The following is a 15,771-nucleotide window of genomic DNA, read 5'->3' as shown; positions in this document are numbered from 1 at the left end:
ACAACTATGGCTCCAATGGCGCCAACCAGCCCGCGGCCACTTCGACGGACAGCTCATACACCGCTTCGACCAAGACGCCGGCTCCGGCTGCCCAGGCACCTGTTCAGGGTGCCGACCATAACCTCTTCGGCAACAACTAACAGCCGATCTCCAGTTGACGGCGGGCCTTCCGCCGTCCTGGCGTAATTCGAAAATTCAGGAGACTTGAAATGAAGAAGATCATCCTTGCTGCCGCCGCCGTTCTGGTGGTGTCGGGCAGCGCTTTCGCCGGCAGCGACAACTATGGCTCCAATGGCGCCAACCAGCCCGCGGCCACTTCGACGGACAGCTCATACACCGCTTCGACCAAGACGTCGGCTCCGGCTGCCCAGGCACCTGTTCAGGGTGCCGACCGTAACCTCTTCGGCAACAACTAACAGCCGATCCTGCAGCAGATGGCGGGCAAGCCCGCCTCTGCGGTGGAATTTGAGAATTCAGGAGACTTGAAATGAAAAAGATCATCCTTGCTGCCGCCGCCGTCCTGGCCGTTTCGGGCAGCGCTTTTGCCAGCAGCGACAACTATGGCTCCAATGGCGCCAACCAGCCTGCCGTCACCTCCGTCGACAATGCGCACACGGCTTCGATCCGCGACAGCGGCTCGCCGGTCTACAAGCTGCTCAATTCGTCGGGCGATGAACACAAGTCCGCCCCTCAGGGCAGTGACCGGAATCTCTTCGGCCACTAACAGCCGAAGCTGACACCAAACAGGAGCGGCGGGCTTTGCCCGCCGCTCCTTTTTTTGCGTGACCGGCAATTAATTCATGGCCTGCTCTCAGGCCGCTTTCGCTTCCGTCTCGTGCAGCGCGAAGGATCGGCCATCCGCGTCGAAGATATGAAGGTCTCCGGCGTCGGCGCTCAGCCGCAGCGTCGCCCCGCGCTTGACCTCGACATTGCCCGGCAGCTTGGTCACCAGCGGCAGGTCGGCGCGGCCGATGTCGACATAGACGAGTTGCACCTCGCCGAGCTGCTCGACATAATCCACCGTTCCTTCGAACAGATAGTCCGTGCCGCCGGCGATCGTCAGGTCCTCCGGCCGCACGCCGAAGCTCACCGACGCGCCCTTGGCCGAGGCCGGCGTCGCGATCGGCACCGTAGCCTTGCGGCCGCCGACATGACTGATGACGGTCGGATTGCCCGATTTGTCGATGGTCGCCGGCAGGATGTTCATGGCCGGCGAGCCGATGAACTGAGCAACGAACAGATTGCCGGGTTTCTTGTAGAGTTCCATCGGCGTGCCGACCTGCTCGATATGGCCCTCCTTCAGCACCACGATGCGGTCGGCCAGCGTCATCGCCTCGACCTGGTCGTGGGTGACATAGATCATGGTGGTGTTGGGCATCGATTCCTTGAGCTTGGCGATCTCGATGCGGGTGGCGACGCGTAGCGCGGCGTCGAGGTTCGACAGCGGTTCGTCGAACAGGAACACTTTCGGGTTGCGCACGATGGCGCGCCCGATGGCCACGCGCTGGCGCTGGCCTCCCGACATCGCCTTGGGCAGGCGGTCGAGATAGTTGGTCAGCTGCAGGATCTCTGCCGCCTGGCGCACGCGCTTGTCTATCTCGGCCTTGCTTTCCTTCCCGATCTTCATCGAGAACGCCATGTTGTCGTAGACCGTCATATGCGGATAGAGCGCGTAGGACTGGAACACCATGGCGATGCCGCGTTTCGACGGCGGCACGTCGTTGACCACCTCGCCGGCTATTCTGAGCTCGCCCGAGGTGATCTCCTCGAGCCCTGCGATCGAGCGCAGCAATGTCGACTTGCCGCAACCCGACGGCCCGACGAAGACGATGAACTCGCCCGATTTGATGTCGAGGTCGATGCCGTGCAGAATGTTGAGATTGCCGTATGATTTCTTCACTTGCCTCAGCGTGACATCGGCCATGTTTCCCTCCAGTGGTCCCTAGAATTCAGTCGATGCGCCCGAACCAGGCGCCGTAGCCGCCGAGGCGGATGGAGCCGGAGCTCTGTTGTCCCGAAAATCCGTGTCCGGGCAAAGGTTGCAGCGATCGACCGCCAAGGTCAACCTCCGCCGGCCCGGATCCCAGGTTGAAGACGCAGACGATCTGCTCGTTACCGGCGCGGCGCGTGAAGGCGACAGTGTCGCCCTGGCTCTCGATGAAACTGATATCGCCCTTGGCCAGCGCCGGATGGGCGCGGCGGAAGCCGAGAAAGCGCCGGTAGTGTTCGAGCAGCGAATGCTCGTCGCCTTGCTGGACATTGACGGCTTGCGACAGGTGCTTGGCCGGCACCGGCAGCCACGGCTTTGCCTGGGAGAAGCCGCCATTCCTGGCGCTGCCGTCCCACACCATCGGCGTGCGGCAGCCGTCGCGACCCTTGAATTCCGGCCAGAAACGGATGCCGTAGGGATCTTGCAGATCCTCGAACCGCAATTCGGCTTCGCCGAGCCCCAGTTCCTCGCCCTGATAGATGCAGACCGAGCCGCGCAAGGACATCAGCAATGCCGAGATAACCTTGAGATACGCGGTCGGGTCGGCTTCGTTGGCGGCCCAGCGCGAGGCCGGGCGCATCACGTCATGGTTGGAGAAGGCCCAACACGACCAGCCGTCGCTGGCAACCTTGCCAAAGGTTTCCAGCACCGAACGGACCTTGGCGGCGCTGATCTTTTCCGGCGCCAGGAAGTCGAAGGAATAGCACATGTGCACGCGCTTGCCGCCGGCTGTATAGGCCGCGACAACGTCCAGTCCGCGCTGTGAATCGCCGACCTCGCCGACCGCGGCCGTTGCCGGATATTCGTCGAGCAGGGCGCGGAAGCGTTCGAGGAAGCCGAGGTTCTCCGGACGGCTCTTGTCGTAGATGTGGTCTTGGTAGTTGTAGGGATTGACCGCGGGTGCGGTCTGGTCGTTGCGCTGCTCCGGCGGCAGCGGCGGGTTGTTTTCCAGCCCCTGGCTGTGGAAGTAGAAATTGATGGTGTCGAGGCGGAACCCGTCGACACCGCGCTCCAGCCAGAAGCGGGTCACGTCGAGCAGCGCGTCCTGGACTTCGCCGTTGTGGAAATTGAGGTCCGGCTGTTCCGCGAGAAAGTTGTGCAGGTAATATTGCTGGCGGCTGGTGTCCCATTGCCAGGCCGATCCGCCGAAGATCGACAGCCAGTTGTTGGGCGGCGTGCCGTCCGGCCTGGGATCGGCCCAGACGTACCAGTCGGCTTTCGGATTACTGCGGTTCGATCGGCTTTCCCTGAACCAGGGATGGATGTCGGCGGTGTGCGACAGCACCTCGTCGATCATCACCTTCAGCCCCAGCCTGTGCGCCTCCGCCGTCAGCGCGTCGAAATCGGCCAGCGTGCCGAACATCGGGTCGACGTCGCAGTAATCCGAGACGTCGTAGCCGAAATCCTTCATCGGCGATTTGAAGAAGGGCGAGATCCAGATGGCGTCCGCGCCGAGCGCGGCGATATAGGGCAGCCGCCCGATGATTCCCTTGAGGTCGCCGATGCCGTCGCCATTCGAGTCCTGGTAGCTGCGCGGATAGATCTGGTAGATCACGGCACCTCGCCACCAGTCGCTATCGACGGCGAGATCGGGCCTCGAACTGGCTTTCAAAGCGGATTGCATGGTTTCAGCCTCCTTTCACCGAGCCTGCGAGCAGCCCGCGGACGAAATAGCGCTGCAAAGAGAAGAACACGATCAGCGGCACGATGATGGTCACGAAAGCCGACGTCGTCAGGATCTCCCAGTCGCCGCCACGCGAGCCGAGCAAGGCATTGAGCTTGGCGGTCAGCACGATCTGATCCGCCTCCGTGCCAAGGAAAACCATCGCCACCAGGAGATCGTTCCATACCCACAGGAACTGGAAGATGGCGAAGGACGCCAGCACGGGAAATGACAGCGGCAGCACGATCTTGACGAATATCTCGAAATCGCTGGCGCCGTCGATGCGCGCCGATTCCATGATCTCGCGCGGCAGGCCGGCAATGTAGCTCCGCAAGAGGTAGATGGCGAAGGGCAGTCCGAAGCCGGTATGCGCCAGCCAGATGCCGAGATAGGTCTTGGAGGGCACGCCGAAGAAGGCGCCGACGCCGTTATAGAGCTTCAACAGCGGGATCAGCGACATCTGCAGCGGCACCACCAGCAGGCCGATGATGACCGCGATCAGAAGCGCGCGCCCGGGAAAGCGCATCCAGGCCAGAGCGTAAGCCGCAAAGGCGGCGATGAGGATCGGGATGACGGTCGCCGGGATAGTGACGGTCAGCGAGTTCATGAAGGAGCGGCCGATGCCTTCCGAAAACAGCACGGTCCTGTAATTGTCGGTGGTGAATTTCGGCGGCGCCGAGGAGGCATAGTAGACGCGCTGGCCGCGGTCGCCCTCGAACGCCTTGGGCGAGGTCATGACGAAGCTGCCGTCGGCATTGAGCTGCAAGGTAACGCCATCGCCGAGATCGGCCGATGTGCCGGCCGGATATTGTGTCGGTGCCGCCGACTTGACGCCGAAGGCGCTGATCTCGCGCTTGGCGCCATCGCCGAAAATGTTGCCCTGGAGGACGAACTTGCCGTCCTTCTCGACCTGCGCCGAGGCGGGCGGCAGGCGTCCAGCTTCGGTCTGGCTGGAACTGGCGAACGAGTTCCACCAGCCCGAGGCGATGATCTGGTCCTTGTCGCGCAGCGACGATATCAGGATGCCGAGCGTCGGCATGGTCCAGATCGCAACGAAGACCAGGACGGCGATGTGAACGCCGAAGCGGCTGGCGAAGGAGTTTCTGGTCGCGACGGTCATCTCAATGTCCTCCCGTCTCTTTGTTGGCCTGGCGTATGTTCCAGACCATGATCGGAATGACCGCGATCATGATGATGATGGCGATTGTCGCGCCGCGGCCGAAATCACCGCCGCCACGGAACATCCAGTCGAACATCAGATTGGCCAGCACCTGGCTGTTCCATTGGCCGTTGGTCATGGTCAGGACGATGTCGAATACCTTGAGCACCAGGATGGTGATTGTGGTCCAGACCACGGCGATGGTGCCCCAGATCTGCGGCACCATGATTTTCCAGAAGATCTGGAACGGATTGGCACCGTCGATGACGGCGGCTTCCAGCGTCTCTTCCGGAATGCCGCGCAGCGCCGAAGACAGGATGACCATGGCAAAGCCGGTCTGGATCCAGATCAGGATCACCATCAGGAAGAAATTGTTCCAGAACGGCAGCGATATCCAGACCTGCGGCTGGCCGCCGAAATGCTGGATGATGGCGTTCAGGATGCCGATCTGCGTCTGGCCTTCGCCGCGATACTCATAGATGAATTTCCAGATGACGCTGGCGCCGACGAAGGAGATCGCCAGCGGCAGGAAGATCAGGCTCTTGGCGATCGTGCCCCACCAGATCTTGTCGGTAAGCACGGCGATGATCAGGCCAAGGAAGGTACAGGCGGCGGGCACTACGGCCAGCCAGAGCACATTGTTGAGGATCGAATTGCGGAACTCGCGGTCGCCGAAGGCCCATTGATAGTTGGCCAGGCCGACGAAATTGGCGCCGCCGCGATCGAGGAAGGACAGCCGCAGCGTCTCGACCACCGGATAGATGAGATAGATGGTCAGGATGATCATCGCCGGGCCGACGAACAGCCAGGGCCGGATCAGCCCTTGCCGGCGCAGATTGTCGACGGCGGCGGCGCCCGAGACGCCGCGCGAGGGGAAGGTGACGTCGAGCAGTTTGTTGGCGCCCCAGAAATAGGCGACGCAGCCGCCGACGCCGATGATGATGACGAATATGGCCGAGAAAATCTGAGCCGCCATGGGTCCCTCTCCCTGCACGACCCGCCAGGATGGAAACGATCCTTGCGATTGCGCCGCGCGCCGATCTCGTTGTTGAGCGCGGGCAGGCAGGGAAGCGTGTGGCTCCGTGCCCGCCGCATGCCGGAATGTCTACGCTGTCACGACTGGATCTGACCCGTCCCGGTTGGCCGGGCTGGGATGTTGCGATGGGGCCGGTCGGATCCGGGCCAACTGGCCCGGATCCGCTCGGGAGGTGGAAGCCTAGGCCTCCGCGGGTGCGGCTCTTACTTGATCGCGTCCCAGCTCTTCTGGATGTCGGTGGCGACGTCCTGCGCCGACTTGCCGCCGACCAGGTCGATCATGCCGGTCCAGAAGGCGCCGGCGCCGATCTTGCCCGGCATCAGGTCCGACCCGTCGAAACGGAAAGTCGAGGCATTGGCCAGGATCTCGCCCTGCTTGCGCAGCGCATCGCTGGCATAGGCATCTTTGTTGACCGCCTTGAACGGCGTCACGAAACCGCCTTCGGCCATCCAGATCTCATGGGCCAGCGGCATCTTAAGGAATTCGATGAACGCGCGGGCGGCCTTCGAGTCCTTGGTGATCATCGCCAGCGTTCCGGCGCCGAGCACGGGGGTGCCGAGTTCGGGCTTGGACGCATAGGGCGGGAAGTAGAAGAAGTCCGCGTCCTGGCCGATTTTCGTGCCTTCGGGGAAGAAGGTCGGGATGAACGACGCCTGATGGTGCAGGTAGCATTTCGGCGGCACCGCGAATAGGCCCTTGGGGCTGTCGCGGAAATCGGTCGCCGCGACCGCCTTGGCGCCGCCATCGACCATCTTGTCGTCGGTCGCGATCTTGCCGAAGATGTCGATTGCATTGACCACGGCCGGGTCGTTGAACGGGATCTCGTTCTTCACCCATTTGTCGTAGGTTTCCGGAGACTGCGTGCGCAGCATCAGGTCTTCCACCCAGTCCGTCGCCGGCCAGCCGGTGGCGCCGCCCGAGCCGAGCCCGATGCACCATGGCGTGCCGCCGTCGGCGATAATCTTCTTCTCGAGGTCGGCGAGTTCTTCCTGCGTCTTCGGTACCTTGTAGCCGGCTTCCTCGAAATTGTCCGGCGAGTACCAGACCAGCGACTTCACGTCGGCCTTGTAAGGGAAGGCGAAGAAGCCCGGCTTACCGTCCTTGTCCTTGAAGGTGCCGAGGTCGACCCATGACTGGCCGGCGCCGTAATTGTCCTTGACCCATTTGGCGGTATCGTCGCCGAGCGGCGTCAAGAGACCCTTGGAAGCAAGGTCCTGGATCAGGCCGGGTTGCGGCAGAACGGCGATGTTGGGCGGGCTGCCGGCCTGCGTGTCGATGACGATCTGCTGCTCGTAATTTTCCGAGGAGGAATATTTGATCTCGGCGCCGGTGGCTTCCGAGAAATAATCGAGTACGCCGCGCACCAGGGTCTCGTCCTCGCCGCGCCATGGCCCGAAGATCGACAGGGTCTCCCCCTTGAGGTCGATTTTCTTGAGCTCTTCGTAGTTTGCCCAGTTGAAACGCTTGTCCTCGCCCGGCTTGAATTTCAGCTCGGCCTGCGCGGGCGCGCCGAGGGCGAGCACGGCAAGCGCGGCGCCCAGCAAAAGCATTTTCTTCATCGGTATTCCCTCCCAGTGGGTCACAAACACCGGACGGAAACCTCCATTCCGCCCGCCGACGCCGCAGGACTGTGACTCAGTCGGAAAGGAACCGCAACCTTTCGAAGAGTCTTCCAAAGCGCTTTGGCTATTTCGATCTCGCCATTGAATCGTCCAGAAGTCAAGAGGCGTGGTAACTTAATCGATTTAATTCCGGAGTTTGGCGCCTGGAAAATCGCGCTGCAGCATGCTTTTTTGGCAGTGCAGCAGCAATTTATGTTTCAAACCTGCACCAAGCCTGCCTATGGTCGCCATGATATGACGGGCCTGCCGCAGGGCTTGGGTCGATTCAATTTAAAAGCGCTTTGAGGCATGGAGCCCTCGTGAACCTGAAGCAACTCGCGCACATGCTGGCGCTTTCGCAGACCACGGTAAGCCGGGCGCTGAACGGCTATCCCGAGGTCAACGAAGAGACGCGCCGGCGCGTCATGGACGCCGCCAAGCGCCATGGCTATCGCCCCAATCCGAGCGCACGCCGGCTTGCGACCGGCAAGTCCGGAATGATCGGCTATGTCTTGCCGACGGGTGCTGCCGTCGACATCGACCCGCACTTCGTCGAATTCCTGTCCGGCCTTGGCGATTATGCGCGCTCGCACGAGCTCGACCTGGTGCTGTCTCCCGCCGACGCCGACGACCAGGAGACGACTTACCGGCGCATCGTCGCCAACCGCCAGGTCGACGCCGTCTACATCTCCTCGCCGACGCCGGCCGACCGGCGTGTGGCGCTGGTCAACACGCTCGGTATACCCTTCATCATCCATGGCCGCAGCGAAGGTTTCGATTTCGACTATCCCTATCTCGACATCGACAATGAGGGCGCCTTTTACGAGGCGGCGCGACTGCTCGTCCAGCTCGGCCACCGGCGGCTGGCGCTGATCAATGGCGATGACCGCGAAACCTTCGCCGTGCATCGCGAGCGAGGCGTGCGCCGGGCGCTCGCCGCGAGCGGCCTGACCTTGGGCGACCGCCATGTCTGCTCCGTTGCCATGACCGAGGAGAACGGCTATCGCGCCGCCCGGCGCCTGCTCGAACAGGACGGCGCGCCGACCGCGATCGCCTGCTCCAGCCTGATCATGGCGCTCGGCGTCGTGCGCGCCGTGCGCGACCTCGGCCTGAGCATCCCCGGCGACATCTCATTAATTGCACATGACGACGTCTTCCCATGGCTGAAGCCGGAGAATTTCTCCGTACCGCTGTCGACGACGCGCTCCTCGATCCGGCTCGCCGGCGCCCGCATCGCCGAGCGTCTGGCCGCACGGATATCGGGCCTGGAGGAGGGCCCGCGCGGCGAGGTCTGGCCGGTCGACCTGGTGATCAGGGGGTCGGTTGCCGGAGCGCCTGCCTAGGGTTAGAGCCAATCGCTCCGAGGGGCCGAGTTCGACCGCTTGCGGGCGTTGCCGGAAGATCGATTGCAGTGTCATGGATAGTGGTCTGCCTGCACCGCGCTTGCTTTGGCTTTTAGAGGGTGGCAACCAGTAAAGCCGAAGCCATCAACCAGCCCTCCTGGATGCCCAATTTGCCCATATTCCCGTTCTCCGAAAAGGATCCAATCCAACATCCTGGCCCACCGCCGAAGCGTTCGGAGGTGGTCATCATTGGTGGCGGCATTATCGGCGTAACGACGGCTCTTTTCCTGGCGGAGCGGAACATTCCGGTCACGCTGCTGGAAAAAGGCCGCGTTGCGGCCGAACAATCGTCCCGAAACTGGGGCTGGATTCGAAAGCAGGGGCGCGACGCAGATGAACTGCCAATTGTCATCGAGGCTTTTCGCCTATGGCGGCAACTGGCTGAGGAATGCGGCGAAGACATCGGGCTGGACCAGACAGGTGTGACCTATCTGGCGAACTCCGACAAGGACATGGCCGGTTTCGAAGAGTTCATGAAGATCGCCGCCATCCATGGGCTCGACACTCGCCTCCTGGACGCGGACGAAACCGCGAAACTCATCAAGGGCATGTCGCGCAAGTTCAAGGGCGCGATGACGACGCCCTCCGACATGCGCGCGGAGCCTTGGTTGGCGGTACCTGCGCTTGCTCGTCTTGCCGTCCGAAAAGGCGCCAAGATCATAGAGAATTGCGCAGCGCGAACCCTCGAAATCTCAGCCGGCAGGATCAGAGGAGTGTGGACCGAGGCGGGATACATTGAAAGCTCCAGCGTACTGGTCGCGGGCGGCGCCTGGTCGTCCCTGTTCCTGAGAAGACATGGCGTCTCCATCCCCCAACTCAGCGTCAGGGTAACCGTAGCCGCAACGGAGCCTATGCCTGAAATCTATGCAGGTGCGGCAGCGGACGAACACATCGCTTTCAGGCGCCGACAGGATGGCGGATACACGCTCGCCCCGGGAGGTAGTAATTTGCTTTACCTGGGGCCTGACGCATTCCGGCACGCCACCAAGTATCTTTCCGCCCTCATGGCCAATCCGCTCGGAACCCGCTACTTTCCGTACGCTCCATCGGGTTACCCTGATAGCTGGTCGACCCCGCGCGATTGGACCCCGGATTCCCGGAGTCCTTTCGAAAGAATGCGGGTGCTCAACCCGGCCGCTGAACGCTCCGGCCTCCGTTCTGTAAAGCGCAATTTCAGACGCCTTTTTCCACAGTTCGAAACAGTTCGCTTGAAGGTAGGCTGGGGAGGCATGATTGACGCCATGCCCGATGTCGTCCCCGTCGTGGATCACGCCCGGGCGGTCGTCGGTCTTTTCGTGGCCACGGGAATGAGTGGTCACGGCTTCGGTATCGGACCTGGAATCGGTCGCGTCGTTTCCGACCTGATACAGGGTAACACGAGTGGGCATGATCTCAGCCGCTTTCGGCTGTCACGCTTCTATGATGGAAGCGCCGTTCGGTTGGGTCCGGCCCTCTAGATGTTTAGTCCAGCATTCGTCCCGTCTCGGCCATCGCAAATAGCCGACTGGATTTAGGAGCATGTTGCCAAGGATCATTCCTTCGCCGTCTCGGCGGCCTTGATGTCCAGCAGCCCGTAGCCGAAGTCATCGTCCCGCCCTTTCGAACCGAGATCCCGGGCCGTTGCGGCCAGCGCCTTTTCGATGGCGTCGGCCGAGCGGTCCGGCGCGGCGTGGATGAGATTGGCAATGGCGCCCGAGACGATCGCGGCGGCGAACGATGTGCCGGTGACGACATCCGAGCCGGCTCCGCTCGGCGCCACCATCTCGACGCCCGGCGCCGAGATGAAGACATAGGCGCCGCGATTGGCCTGCGGCATTAGCCCATCCCTGGCGTCGGTGGCGGTTACCGCGATGACGCCGTCGAAGGCGGCCGGGTAGCCATAGGGCGCCTTGGGCCCGTTGTTGCCGGCGGCGGCGACAAGAACCATGCCGAGCGCGCGTGCATTGCGGCAGGCGATGCCGAGCAGGTCGTTCTTCGGACCGACGAAACTCATATTGATGATGCGCACGTCCTGCTCGGCCGCCCAGTCGAGCGCAGCGAGGATGACGTCCATTGTCGACTTGCCGCCTTCGAAGGCACGTGCGTGATAGATCCTGGCGCCGGGCGCCATGCCCCTGAGCGCGCCGACGCCGGCGATCAGCCCATCGACCGAAGTGCCGTGGTCGCGCTTTTCGACCGGCACGTCGGGCATGGCGTCGAACTGGCCGGCGATGACCCCGGCCAGCGTCGGATTGGTGTCGTCGACGCCGGTATCGATTACCGCGACGCGGACGTTCTCGCCGCTCGCATGGTTGGCGTCGAGCGCGATGCGCTCGAACGCATAGTTGACGATGCCCGCCGCCTGCTGAAGCGAATAGATATGGTTGGGCTCACGCCGCTGCGTGCGGCTGTCGGCGGCAAGCTGCGCCAGCACCACGCCGACGGGGCGACCGTCGGGAATGCCGAAGCGCACAAGCGTGGTGCCGAGCAAAAATGATTGCCGCTGCGAGCGCACATCGAGGCCGAAGGAAGCGGCGATCTGCTGCACGGCGCCCGCATCGCCATCGACGGTCACCAGCACCTCGTCGGGCACGAAATCGCCGGCCACGGCGCGTGGCGGCTGAACGGCGATGAGATCGCTTGGCGAGACGATCGGCCCGCCCGAAGGCAGTCCGGCCTGCGTGCCGGCGGGCGGCGCCGCCGGGTCCGGCCGTGGCGTCGGCACCGGTGCCGCGGGAGCGGCCGGATTGGGGAACAGGTCGACGATCAGGGCGGGAAGAAACACGGCACCGGCCGCGCCGTCACTGATGCTCTTGCCGTCCTTGCCACAGTCGGCGCCCGCCGCATCGGTGCCGTTGCGGCAGTCGATCTTTCCCCGGTTGGCATTGGCGTCGTTGCCCTGCGCCGACGCAGGCCCGGTGGCGATCGTCATCGCTGCCGCAAGAATTGCCGCAAATCGGATGACCGCCTCAGCCGCCATCGGCCGGTTTCCTTCCCTCGATCACGGTGTCGGTGAAAGGCTGGGCGGCAACAAGGCCGAGTTGCCTGGTGTAGTCGGCCGCGTTGGCGGCCGGAATGCCGAGCCGGAACACGCCCCCGGCGGTCGGTCCGTCCAGGATCTTCAGGCCGCTGCTGCCGAGAAAGGCGGCGATGTCGGACATTTTCGCGTCGGGCTTGAACTTGACCAGGGCGAACGGCATCTTCGCCATCTCGTCCTGCGCGCCCGCGATCTCGAAATTGCCGTCCTTGCCGCCGGGCTGCACGAACGACTGCACCATGACCAGCGCCAGCAGAGCCGCGGCCGCCGCCCAGGCGACGCCGACCGGCAGCGCCATGAAACGGCCCCAGGCCTGCGCCAGCCAGGACGAACCGGCGGCGGCGCGCGCCGGGCCAGCCTCCGCATCGAGCGCCCTGGAAAAGCGGCTCAGCGCGTCGGCCGGCGGACGGATCGCCTCATTGGCGGCCGCGGTGCTGGAGAATTCAGCCTCCGCCTCGCCAAGGGCGGCCATCGCCGTCGGATCGCTGGCCAGCCATTCCTCGACGGCCTCCAGTTCCGAGCCTTCCAGCGAACCGTTCAGGTAGAACGGCAGCAACGTTTCCATTTCGTCGCGGCGCGACATCTTTTCAGCGGCGCTCATGGCCACCCCCTGTCGTAACCGGCGGCCTTGAGGGCTTCGCCGAGTTTCTTGCGGGCATAAAACATGCGGGTCTTGACGGTCGCGACCGGGATGTCGAGCACCTCGCCGATCTCGGTCACCGATTGCCCCTGATAATAGGCGAGATCGATGACCACGCGATGCTCGCGCGGCAAGGCATCGATGAAGCGGCGCAAGGCAGTGCTCTTGTCCTCCTTCATGGCAACGATCTCGGGCGTATCGGCGCCGTCGGGCACCGCGGCTGCGGCCTCGTCGTCGATCCAGTCTTCCTTTTTCTTGCGCAACAGGGACAGCGCCTTGAAGCGGGCGATGCCGAGCAGCCATGTCGAGACTCCGGAACGTCCCTCGAAACCCGGCGCCTGGCGCCACAGTTCGAGGAACACCTCGTTCGCGATGTCGTCAGCCATCATTTCCGATCCCGTCTGGCGCGCTACGAAGCGGTATATCCGCGCGTGGTGGCGCATGAACAGGAGCCGCACGGCGGCCCGGTCGCCCTTCGCGACCCGCTCGACAAGCGCGCGATCGGTCTCCATCGCGCCGGTCATGACCGATCGAGCCGCCTGGCTCCTGCCTGCTCTGTCGCTGATCGGCTCAAAAAGGTTCATCCTCCGCCAAGGAATTTGCGGAGGCTAACCGAAGAAGATGAGCCTTGCCAGTGGGTGAAGGGGAAGCTAGCTCAGGAAAGGCTTCGCCTTCATCGTCGCCGGCACCGACACCCCCAGTCGGCTTAGAACCGTCGGCGCCAGCTGCAGCTGGTCGAGCAGTGTGTCGGCATCCGGTCCCTTGCCGGCGCCGAAATAATACAGCGCGAAATCCTGCATCTCCTCATCATGGCCGCCATGGTGGCCGCGGTCGGTCTGGCCGTGATCGGCGGTGACGATCACTTCATAGCCGGCGTCGCGCCAGCGCGGCAGGAAAGCGGCCAGCATGCCGTCCATCGCGTAGCACGCATGGTCCATCTCGTGACAGTCATGGCCGAAACGGTGGCCCATCGAGTCCAGCGTGCAAGTGTGCAGGATGCCGTAATCGATGCCGTGGCGGCTGCTCAGCATGGTCAGCGTGGCGAACAGGTCGACGTCGCTCGGCGTCATCTGGTTGCGCGCGTTGTAGCCGGTCATGGTGTGGAAGCGGCCATGCGTGATCGGCCCGCCCGGCTCGTCATACTCCATGTCCTCGACGAGGTCGAACGGGTAGGAACGGAAGAACTCCGACCAGTAGGAGTGGGTGACCGCGCCGGTTATTCCCCCGGCCCCGGTGACCTCCGAGAAGATGTCGGGCTGGCTGACGCGGAAGCGGTTCTCGTTGGAAAGAATGCCATGCGCCTGCGGCGGCACCCCGGTGTGGATCGAAGCATAACAGCAGGCCGAGGTCGACGGCAGCACCGAGCGCATCCTCCATACCCGCGCTTCGCCCGACTGCACCCAGCCTTCGAGGTTGCCCATCAGCCGGCGCCAGTTCCGGTAAGGCACGCCGTCGAGGATGATCAGCAACAGTTTGGTCTTGAGCGCCACGAGCTGCTCCATGCGATTGTCGGGGGAACGAGCACGCCGCGTGTCGCACGGACACGCGGCGTGCTCGGCAGGAACTTGATGTCAGGCGTTCAGCCAGCATTCGGCGAGCGCGTAGCCGTCCATCATCTCGCCGATCGGGCTCTTGGCGAAGCCGCCGATCTTGTTGGTGGCGGCGTCGATGAACTGGTTGAAGAAAGGCACGATCAATCCGCCTTCGTCGCGCATCAGCACGGCCATGTCGTGATAGATCGCCTTGCGCTTGTCCTGGTCGAGCTCGCCGCGCGCTGCAAACAGCATCTTGTCGAACTCGGGCCGCTTGAAACGCGTGTCGTTCCAGTCGGCGTTCGACACATAGCCGGTGGAATACATCTGGTCCTGCGTGGCACGCCCGCCCCAGTAAGACAGCGAGAAAGGCTGCTTGTTCCAGACCTCCGACCAATAGCCGTCGCCAGGCTCGCGCTTGATCTCGATCTTGATGCCGGCCTTGGCGGCACTCTGCTGATAGAGCTGTGCCGCATCGACGGCCCCGGGGAAGGCGACGTCGGAGGTGCGCAGCAGGATCGAGCCGCTGTGGCCCGACTTCTTGTAGAGCGCTGCAGCCTTTTCCGGGTCGAACTTGCGCTGTTCGATGGCCGAAAACAGCGGATAGGCCTCGTTGATCGGGAAGTCATTGCCGACCGAACCGTAGCCGCGCAGGATCTTTTCCAGCATCTCGTCGCGGTCCATGGCGAGCTTGAGCGCCATCCTGAGATCGCCGTTGTCGAAGGGCGCGGTGTCGCAGAACATGTTGAACGGGTAATAGCCCTTGCCCGAAACGTTCTCGATGCTGACGCCGGGGATGCGCTTGACGAGATCGACCACCTTCGGCTCGACGCGATTGATCATGTGCACCTGGCCGCCTTGCAGGGCCGCCAGCCGCGCCGTCGCATCGTTGATGACGACGATCTCGACCTGGTCGGCATGGCCCGCCTTGTCGCCCTGCCAGTAATTGGCGAAGCGCTCGCCGCCATGGCGCACGCCGGGCTGGTTGACGGTCACCTTATAGGGGCCGGCGCTGATGCCCGCGTTCGGATCGTCCTTGCCGCCATTGGGCTGGATGACGAGATGATAGTCGGCCATCAGATAGGGGAAGTCGGCATCGGCGTCGGCAAGCGTGACGACGACCTCCTTGCCGTTGGCCTTGATGCCCTTGATGTTCTTGAGAATGCCGAGTGCGCCCGACTTCGACTTCTCGTCGGCGTGGCGCTCGATGGTGGCCGCGACATCCTCCGCGCCGACCGTCTTGCCATTGTGGAACTCGATGCCGTCGCGGATCTTGATCGTCCAGGTCTTGGCATCCGGGGAAGCGCCGATGTCCTCGGCGATCAGGTTGACCAACCTGTTGTCGGGGGTGAGGCGAACCAGATATTCGCCCCACTGCTTGCCGAAGCTGAAGGTGACCTGGCTGAGGTTCAGCGCCGGATCGAGGCTGTTGGTCGATTCGCCGCCCTGCAGGCCGGCCTTGAGAATGCCGCCCTTGACCGGCGTCTGCGCGAAGGCTTTCCCGGCCAGCGTCGTTGCCAGCGCCGCCGACATGCCCAGCGCCGCGGTGCGCCCGAGAAAGTCACGCCGCGATATCCGGCCTTGGCCGGCGAGTTCAGCGAGATGGTCGAGTTCAGTCTTCATGTCCTACCCCTTTTTGAAACAACCGCACACAGGCGATGCCGTCCGAAGGACGTCTGGCCCTCCAGTGTTGCATCCGGATGACGTTCGTCATCTCCTTGACTGGCGAAC

Annotated in this window: 16 protein-coding genes; 6 read left to right on the top strand and 10 right to left on the bottom strand. The window is 63.3% G+C overall.

What is annotated here, in order from left to right; translation table 11 throughout:
- The 3 genes from FJ973_RS29335 to FJ973_RS29325 form a co-directional block, all read left to right on the top strand.
- Positions 1–140 (top strand): DUF680 domain-containing protein (locus tag FJ973_RS29335; protein ID WP_140512780.1); only part of this gene is annotated, 140 nt, incomplete at its 5' end.
- Between the two features lie 69 nt (positions 141–209).
- Positions 210–416, top strand: coding sequence for a DUF680 domain-containing protein (locus FJ973_RS29330; RefSeq protein WP_140512782.1), 207 nt, complete (start codon positions 210–212; stop codon positions 414–416).
- 71 nt (positions 417–487) lie between these two features.
- Positions 488–724: a DUF680 domain-containing protein gene (locus FJ973_RS29325; RefSeq protein WP_140512784.1), complete on the top strand. Its 237-nt coding sequence runs from the start codon at positions 488–490 to the stop codon at positions 722–724.
- 87 nt (positions 725–811) lie between these two features.
- On the opposite strand, the gene ugpC is transcribed toward FJ973_RS29325, so the two are convergent.
- The 5 genes from ugpC to FJ973_RS29300 all read right to left on the bottom strand — a co-directional run bounded on the left by ugpC (position 812) and on the right by FJ973_RS29300 (position 7,407).
- Positions 812–1,924, bottom strand: coding sequence for a sn-glycerol-3-phosphate ABC transporter ATP-binding protein UgpC (gene ugpC, locus FJ973_RS29320; RefSeq protein WP_140501216.1), 1,113 nt, complete (start codon positions 1,922–1,924; stop codon positions 812–814).
- 25 nt (positions 1,925–1,949) lie between these two features.
- Positions 1,950–3,614, bottom strand: coding sequence for an alpha-glucosidase (locus FJ973_RS29315; RefSeq protein ID WP_140512788.1), 1,665 nt, complete (start codon positions 3,612–3,614; stop codon positions 1,950–1,952).
- A gap of 4 nt (positions 3,615–3,618) precedes the next feature.
- Complete coding sequence (locus FJ973_RS29310; RefSeq protein WP_140558775.1) at positions 3,619–4,773, bottom strand: carbohydrate ABC transporter permease; 1,155 nt, start codon at positions 4,771–4,773, stop codon at positions 3,619–3,621.
- Between the two features lies 1 nt (position 4,774).
- Positions 4,775–5,788, bottom strand: a complete 1,014-nt coding sequence (locus FJ973_RS29305; RefSeq protein WP_140501210.1) for a sugar ABC transporter permease — start codon at positions 5,786–5,788, stop codon at positions 4,775–4,777.
- Positions 5,789–6,051: 263 nt separating this feature from the next.
- Entirely contained in the window at positions 6,052–7,407 is a 1,356-nt protein-coding gene (locus FJ973_RS29300; RefSeq protein ID WP_140558774.1) for an ABC transporter substrate-binding protein, read from the bottom strand.
- A gap of 123 nt (positions 7,408–7,530) precedes the next feature.
- Between FJ973_RS29300 and FJ973_RS29295 the strand changes: the two genes are divergently transcribed.
- From FJ973_RS29295 to FJ973_RS29285, 3 genes are all read left to right on the top strand, one after another.
- Positions 7,531–7,755: a hypothetical protein gene (locus FJ973_RS29295; RefSeq protein ID WP_140558773.1), complete on the top strand. Its 225-nt coding sequence runs from the start codon at positions 7,531–7,533 to the stop codon at positions 7,753–7,755.
- A gap of 14 nt (positions 7,756–7,769) precedes the next feature.
- Positions 7,770–8,792, top strand: a complete 1,023-nt coding sequence (locus tag FJ973_RS29290; protein WP_140558772.1) for a substrate-binding domain-containing protein — start codon at positions 7,770–7,772, stop codon at positions 8,790–8,792.
- A 170-nt stretch (positions 8,793–8,962) separates the two neighbouring features.
- Positions 8,963–10,309 carry an FAD-binding oxidoreductase gene (locus FJ973_RS29285; protein ID WP_140558780.1) on the top strand — a complete coding sequence of 449 codons (1,347 nt, stop codon included), beginning with the start codon at positions 8,963–8,965 and terminating at the stop codon, positions 10,307–10,309.
- Positions 10,310–10,383: 74 nt separating this feature from the next.
- On the opposite strand, the gene FJ973_RS29280 is transcribed toward FJ973_RS29285, so the two are convergent.
- The 5 genes from FJ973_RS29280 to FJ973_RS29260 all read right to left on the bottom strand — a co-directional run bounded on the left by FJ973_RS29280 (position 10,384) and on the right by FJ973_RS29260 (position 15,663).
- A complete protein-coding gene (locus FJ973_RS29280) occupies positions 10,384–11,811 on the bottom strand; it encodes a S8 family serine peptidase (RefSeq protein ID WP_140558771.1) in 1,428 nt (475 codons plus the stop codon).
- On the bottom strand, positions 11,801–12,469 hold the full coding sequence (locus tag FJ973_RS29275; protein ID WP_140558770.1) for an anti-sigma factor: 669 nt from the start codon (positions 12,467–12,469) through the stop codon (positions 11,801–11,803). Before FJ973_RS29275 ends, FJ973_RS29280 begins: the two co-directional genes overlap by 11 nt.
- The gene (locus FJ973_RS29270) at positions 12,466–13,032 is read right to left on the bottom strand and encodes a sigma-70 family RNA polymerase sigma factor (protein ID WP_140558769.1); all 567 of its coding nucleotides are present in this window, start codon (positions 13,030–13,032) and stop codon (positions 12,466–12,468) included. Before FJ973_RS29270 ends, FJ973_RS29275 begins: the two co-directional genes overlap by 4 nt.
- 126 nt (positions 13,033–13,158) lie before the next feature.
- Positions 13,159–13,998, bottom strand: a complete 840-nt coding sequence (locus tag FJ973_RS29265) for an alkaline phosphatase family protein (RefSeq protein ID WP_140558768.1) — start codon at positions 13,996–13,998, stop codon at positions 13,159–13,161.
- A gap of 81 nt (positions 13,999–14,079) precedes the next feature.
- Positions 14,080–15,663, bottom strand: a complete 1,584-nt coding sequence (locus FJ973_RS29260; protein ID WP_140558767.1) for an ABC transporter substrate-binding protein — start codon at positions 15,661–15,663, stop codon at positions 14,080–14,082.
- Between the last annotated feature and the right edge of the window lie 108 nt (positions 15,664–15,771).

Origin of the sequence: Mesorhizobium sp. B2-1-3 (assembly GCF_006442495.1) — a bacterium.
GTDB lineage: Bacteria > Pseudomonadota > Alphaproteobacteria > Rhizobiales > Rhizobiaceae > Mesorhizobium.
Note: the sequence above shows the minus strand (reverse complement) of the source record. Positions and strands in the feature narration are given on the sequence as shown.

What these genes read in the sequence shown, in the direction of transcription:
- FJ973_RS29315 (WP_140512788.1), bottom strand. Translation starts at nt 3,614, where the DNA reads ATGCAATCCGCTTTGAAAGCCAGTTCGAGGCCCGATCTCGCCGTCGAT.
- FJ973_RS29260 (WP_140558767.1), bottom strand. Translation starts at nt 15,663, where the DNA reads ATGAAGACTGAACTCGACCATCTCGCTGAACTCGCCGGCCAAGGCCGG.
- FJ973_RS29300 (WP_140558774.1), bottom strand. Translation starts at nt 7,407, where the DNA reads ATGAAGAAAATGCTTTTGCTGGGCGCCGCGCTTGCCGTGCTCGCCCTC.
- FJ973_RS29270 (WP_140558769.1), bottom strand. Translation starts at nt 13,032, where the DNA reads ATGACCGGCGCGATGGAGACCGATCGCGCGCTTGTCGAGCGGGTCGCG.
- ugpC (WP_140501216.1), bottom strand. Translation starts at nt 1,924, where the DNA reads ATGGCCGATGTCACGCTGAGGCAAGTGAAGAAATCATACGGCAATCTC.
- FJ973_RS29305 (WP_140501210.1), bottom strand. Translation starts at nt 5,788, where the DNA reads ATGGCGGCTCAGATTTTCTCGGCCATATTCGTCATCATCATCGGCGTC.
- FJ973_RS29325 (WP_140512784.1), top strand. Translation starts at nt 488, where the DNA reads ATGAAAAAGATCATCCTTGCTGCCGCCGCCGTCCTGGCCGTTTCGGGC.
- FJ973_RS29275 (WP_140558770.1), bottom strand. Translation starts at nt 12,469, where the DNA reads ATGAGCGCCGCTGAAAAGATGTCGCGCCGCGACGAAATGGAAACGTTG.
- FJ973_RS29310 (WP_140558775.1), bottom strand. Translation starts at nt 4,773, where the DNA reads ATGACCGTCGCGACCAGAAACTCCTTCGCCAGCCGCTTCGGCGTTCAC.
- FJ973_RS29280 (WP_140558771.1), bottom strand. Translation starts at nt 11,811, where the DNA reads ATGGCGGCTGAGGCGGTCATCCGATTTGCGGCAATTCTTGCGGCAGCG.
- FJ973_RS29330 (WP_140512782.1), top strand. Translation starts at nt 210, where the DNA reads ATGAAGAAGATCATCCTTGCTGCCGCCGCCGTTCTGGTGGTGTCGGGC.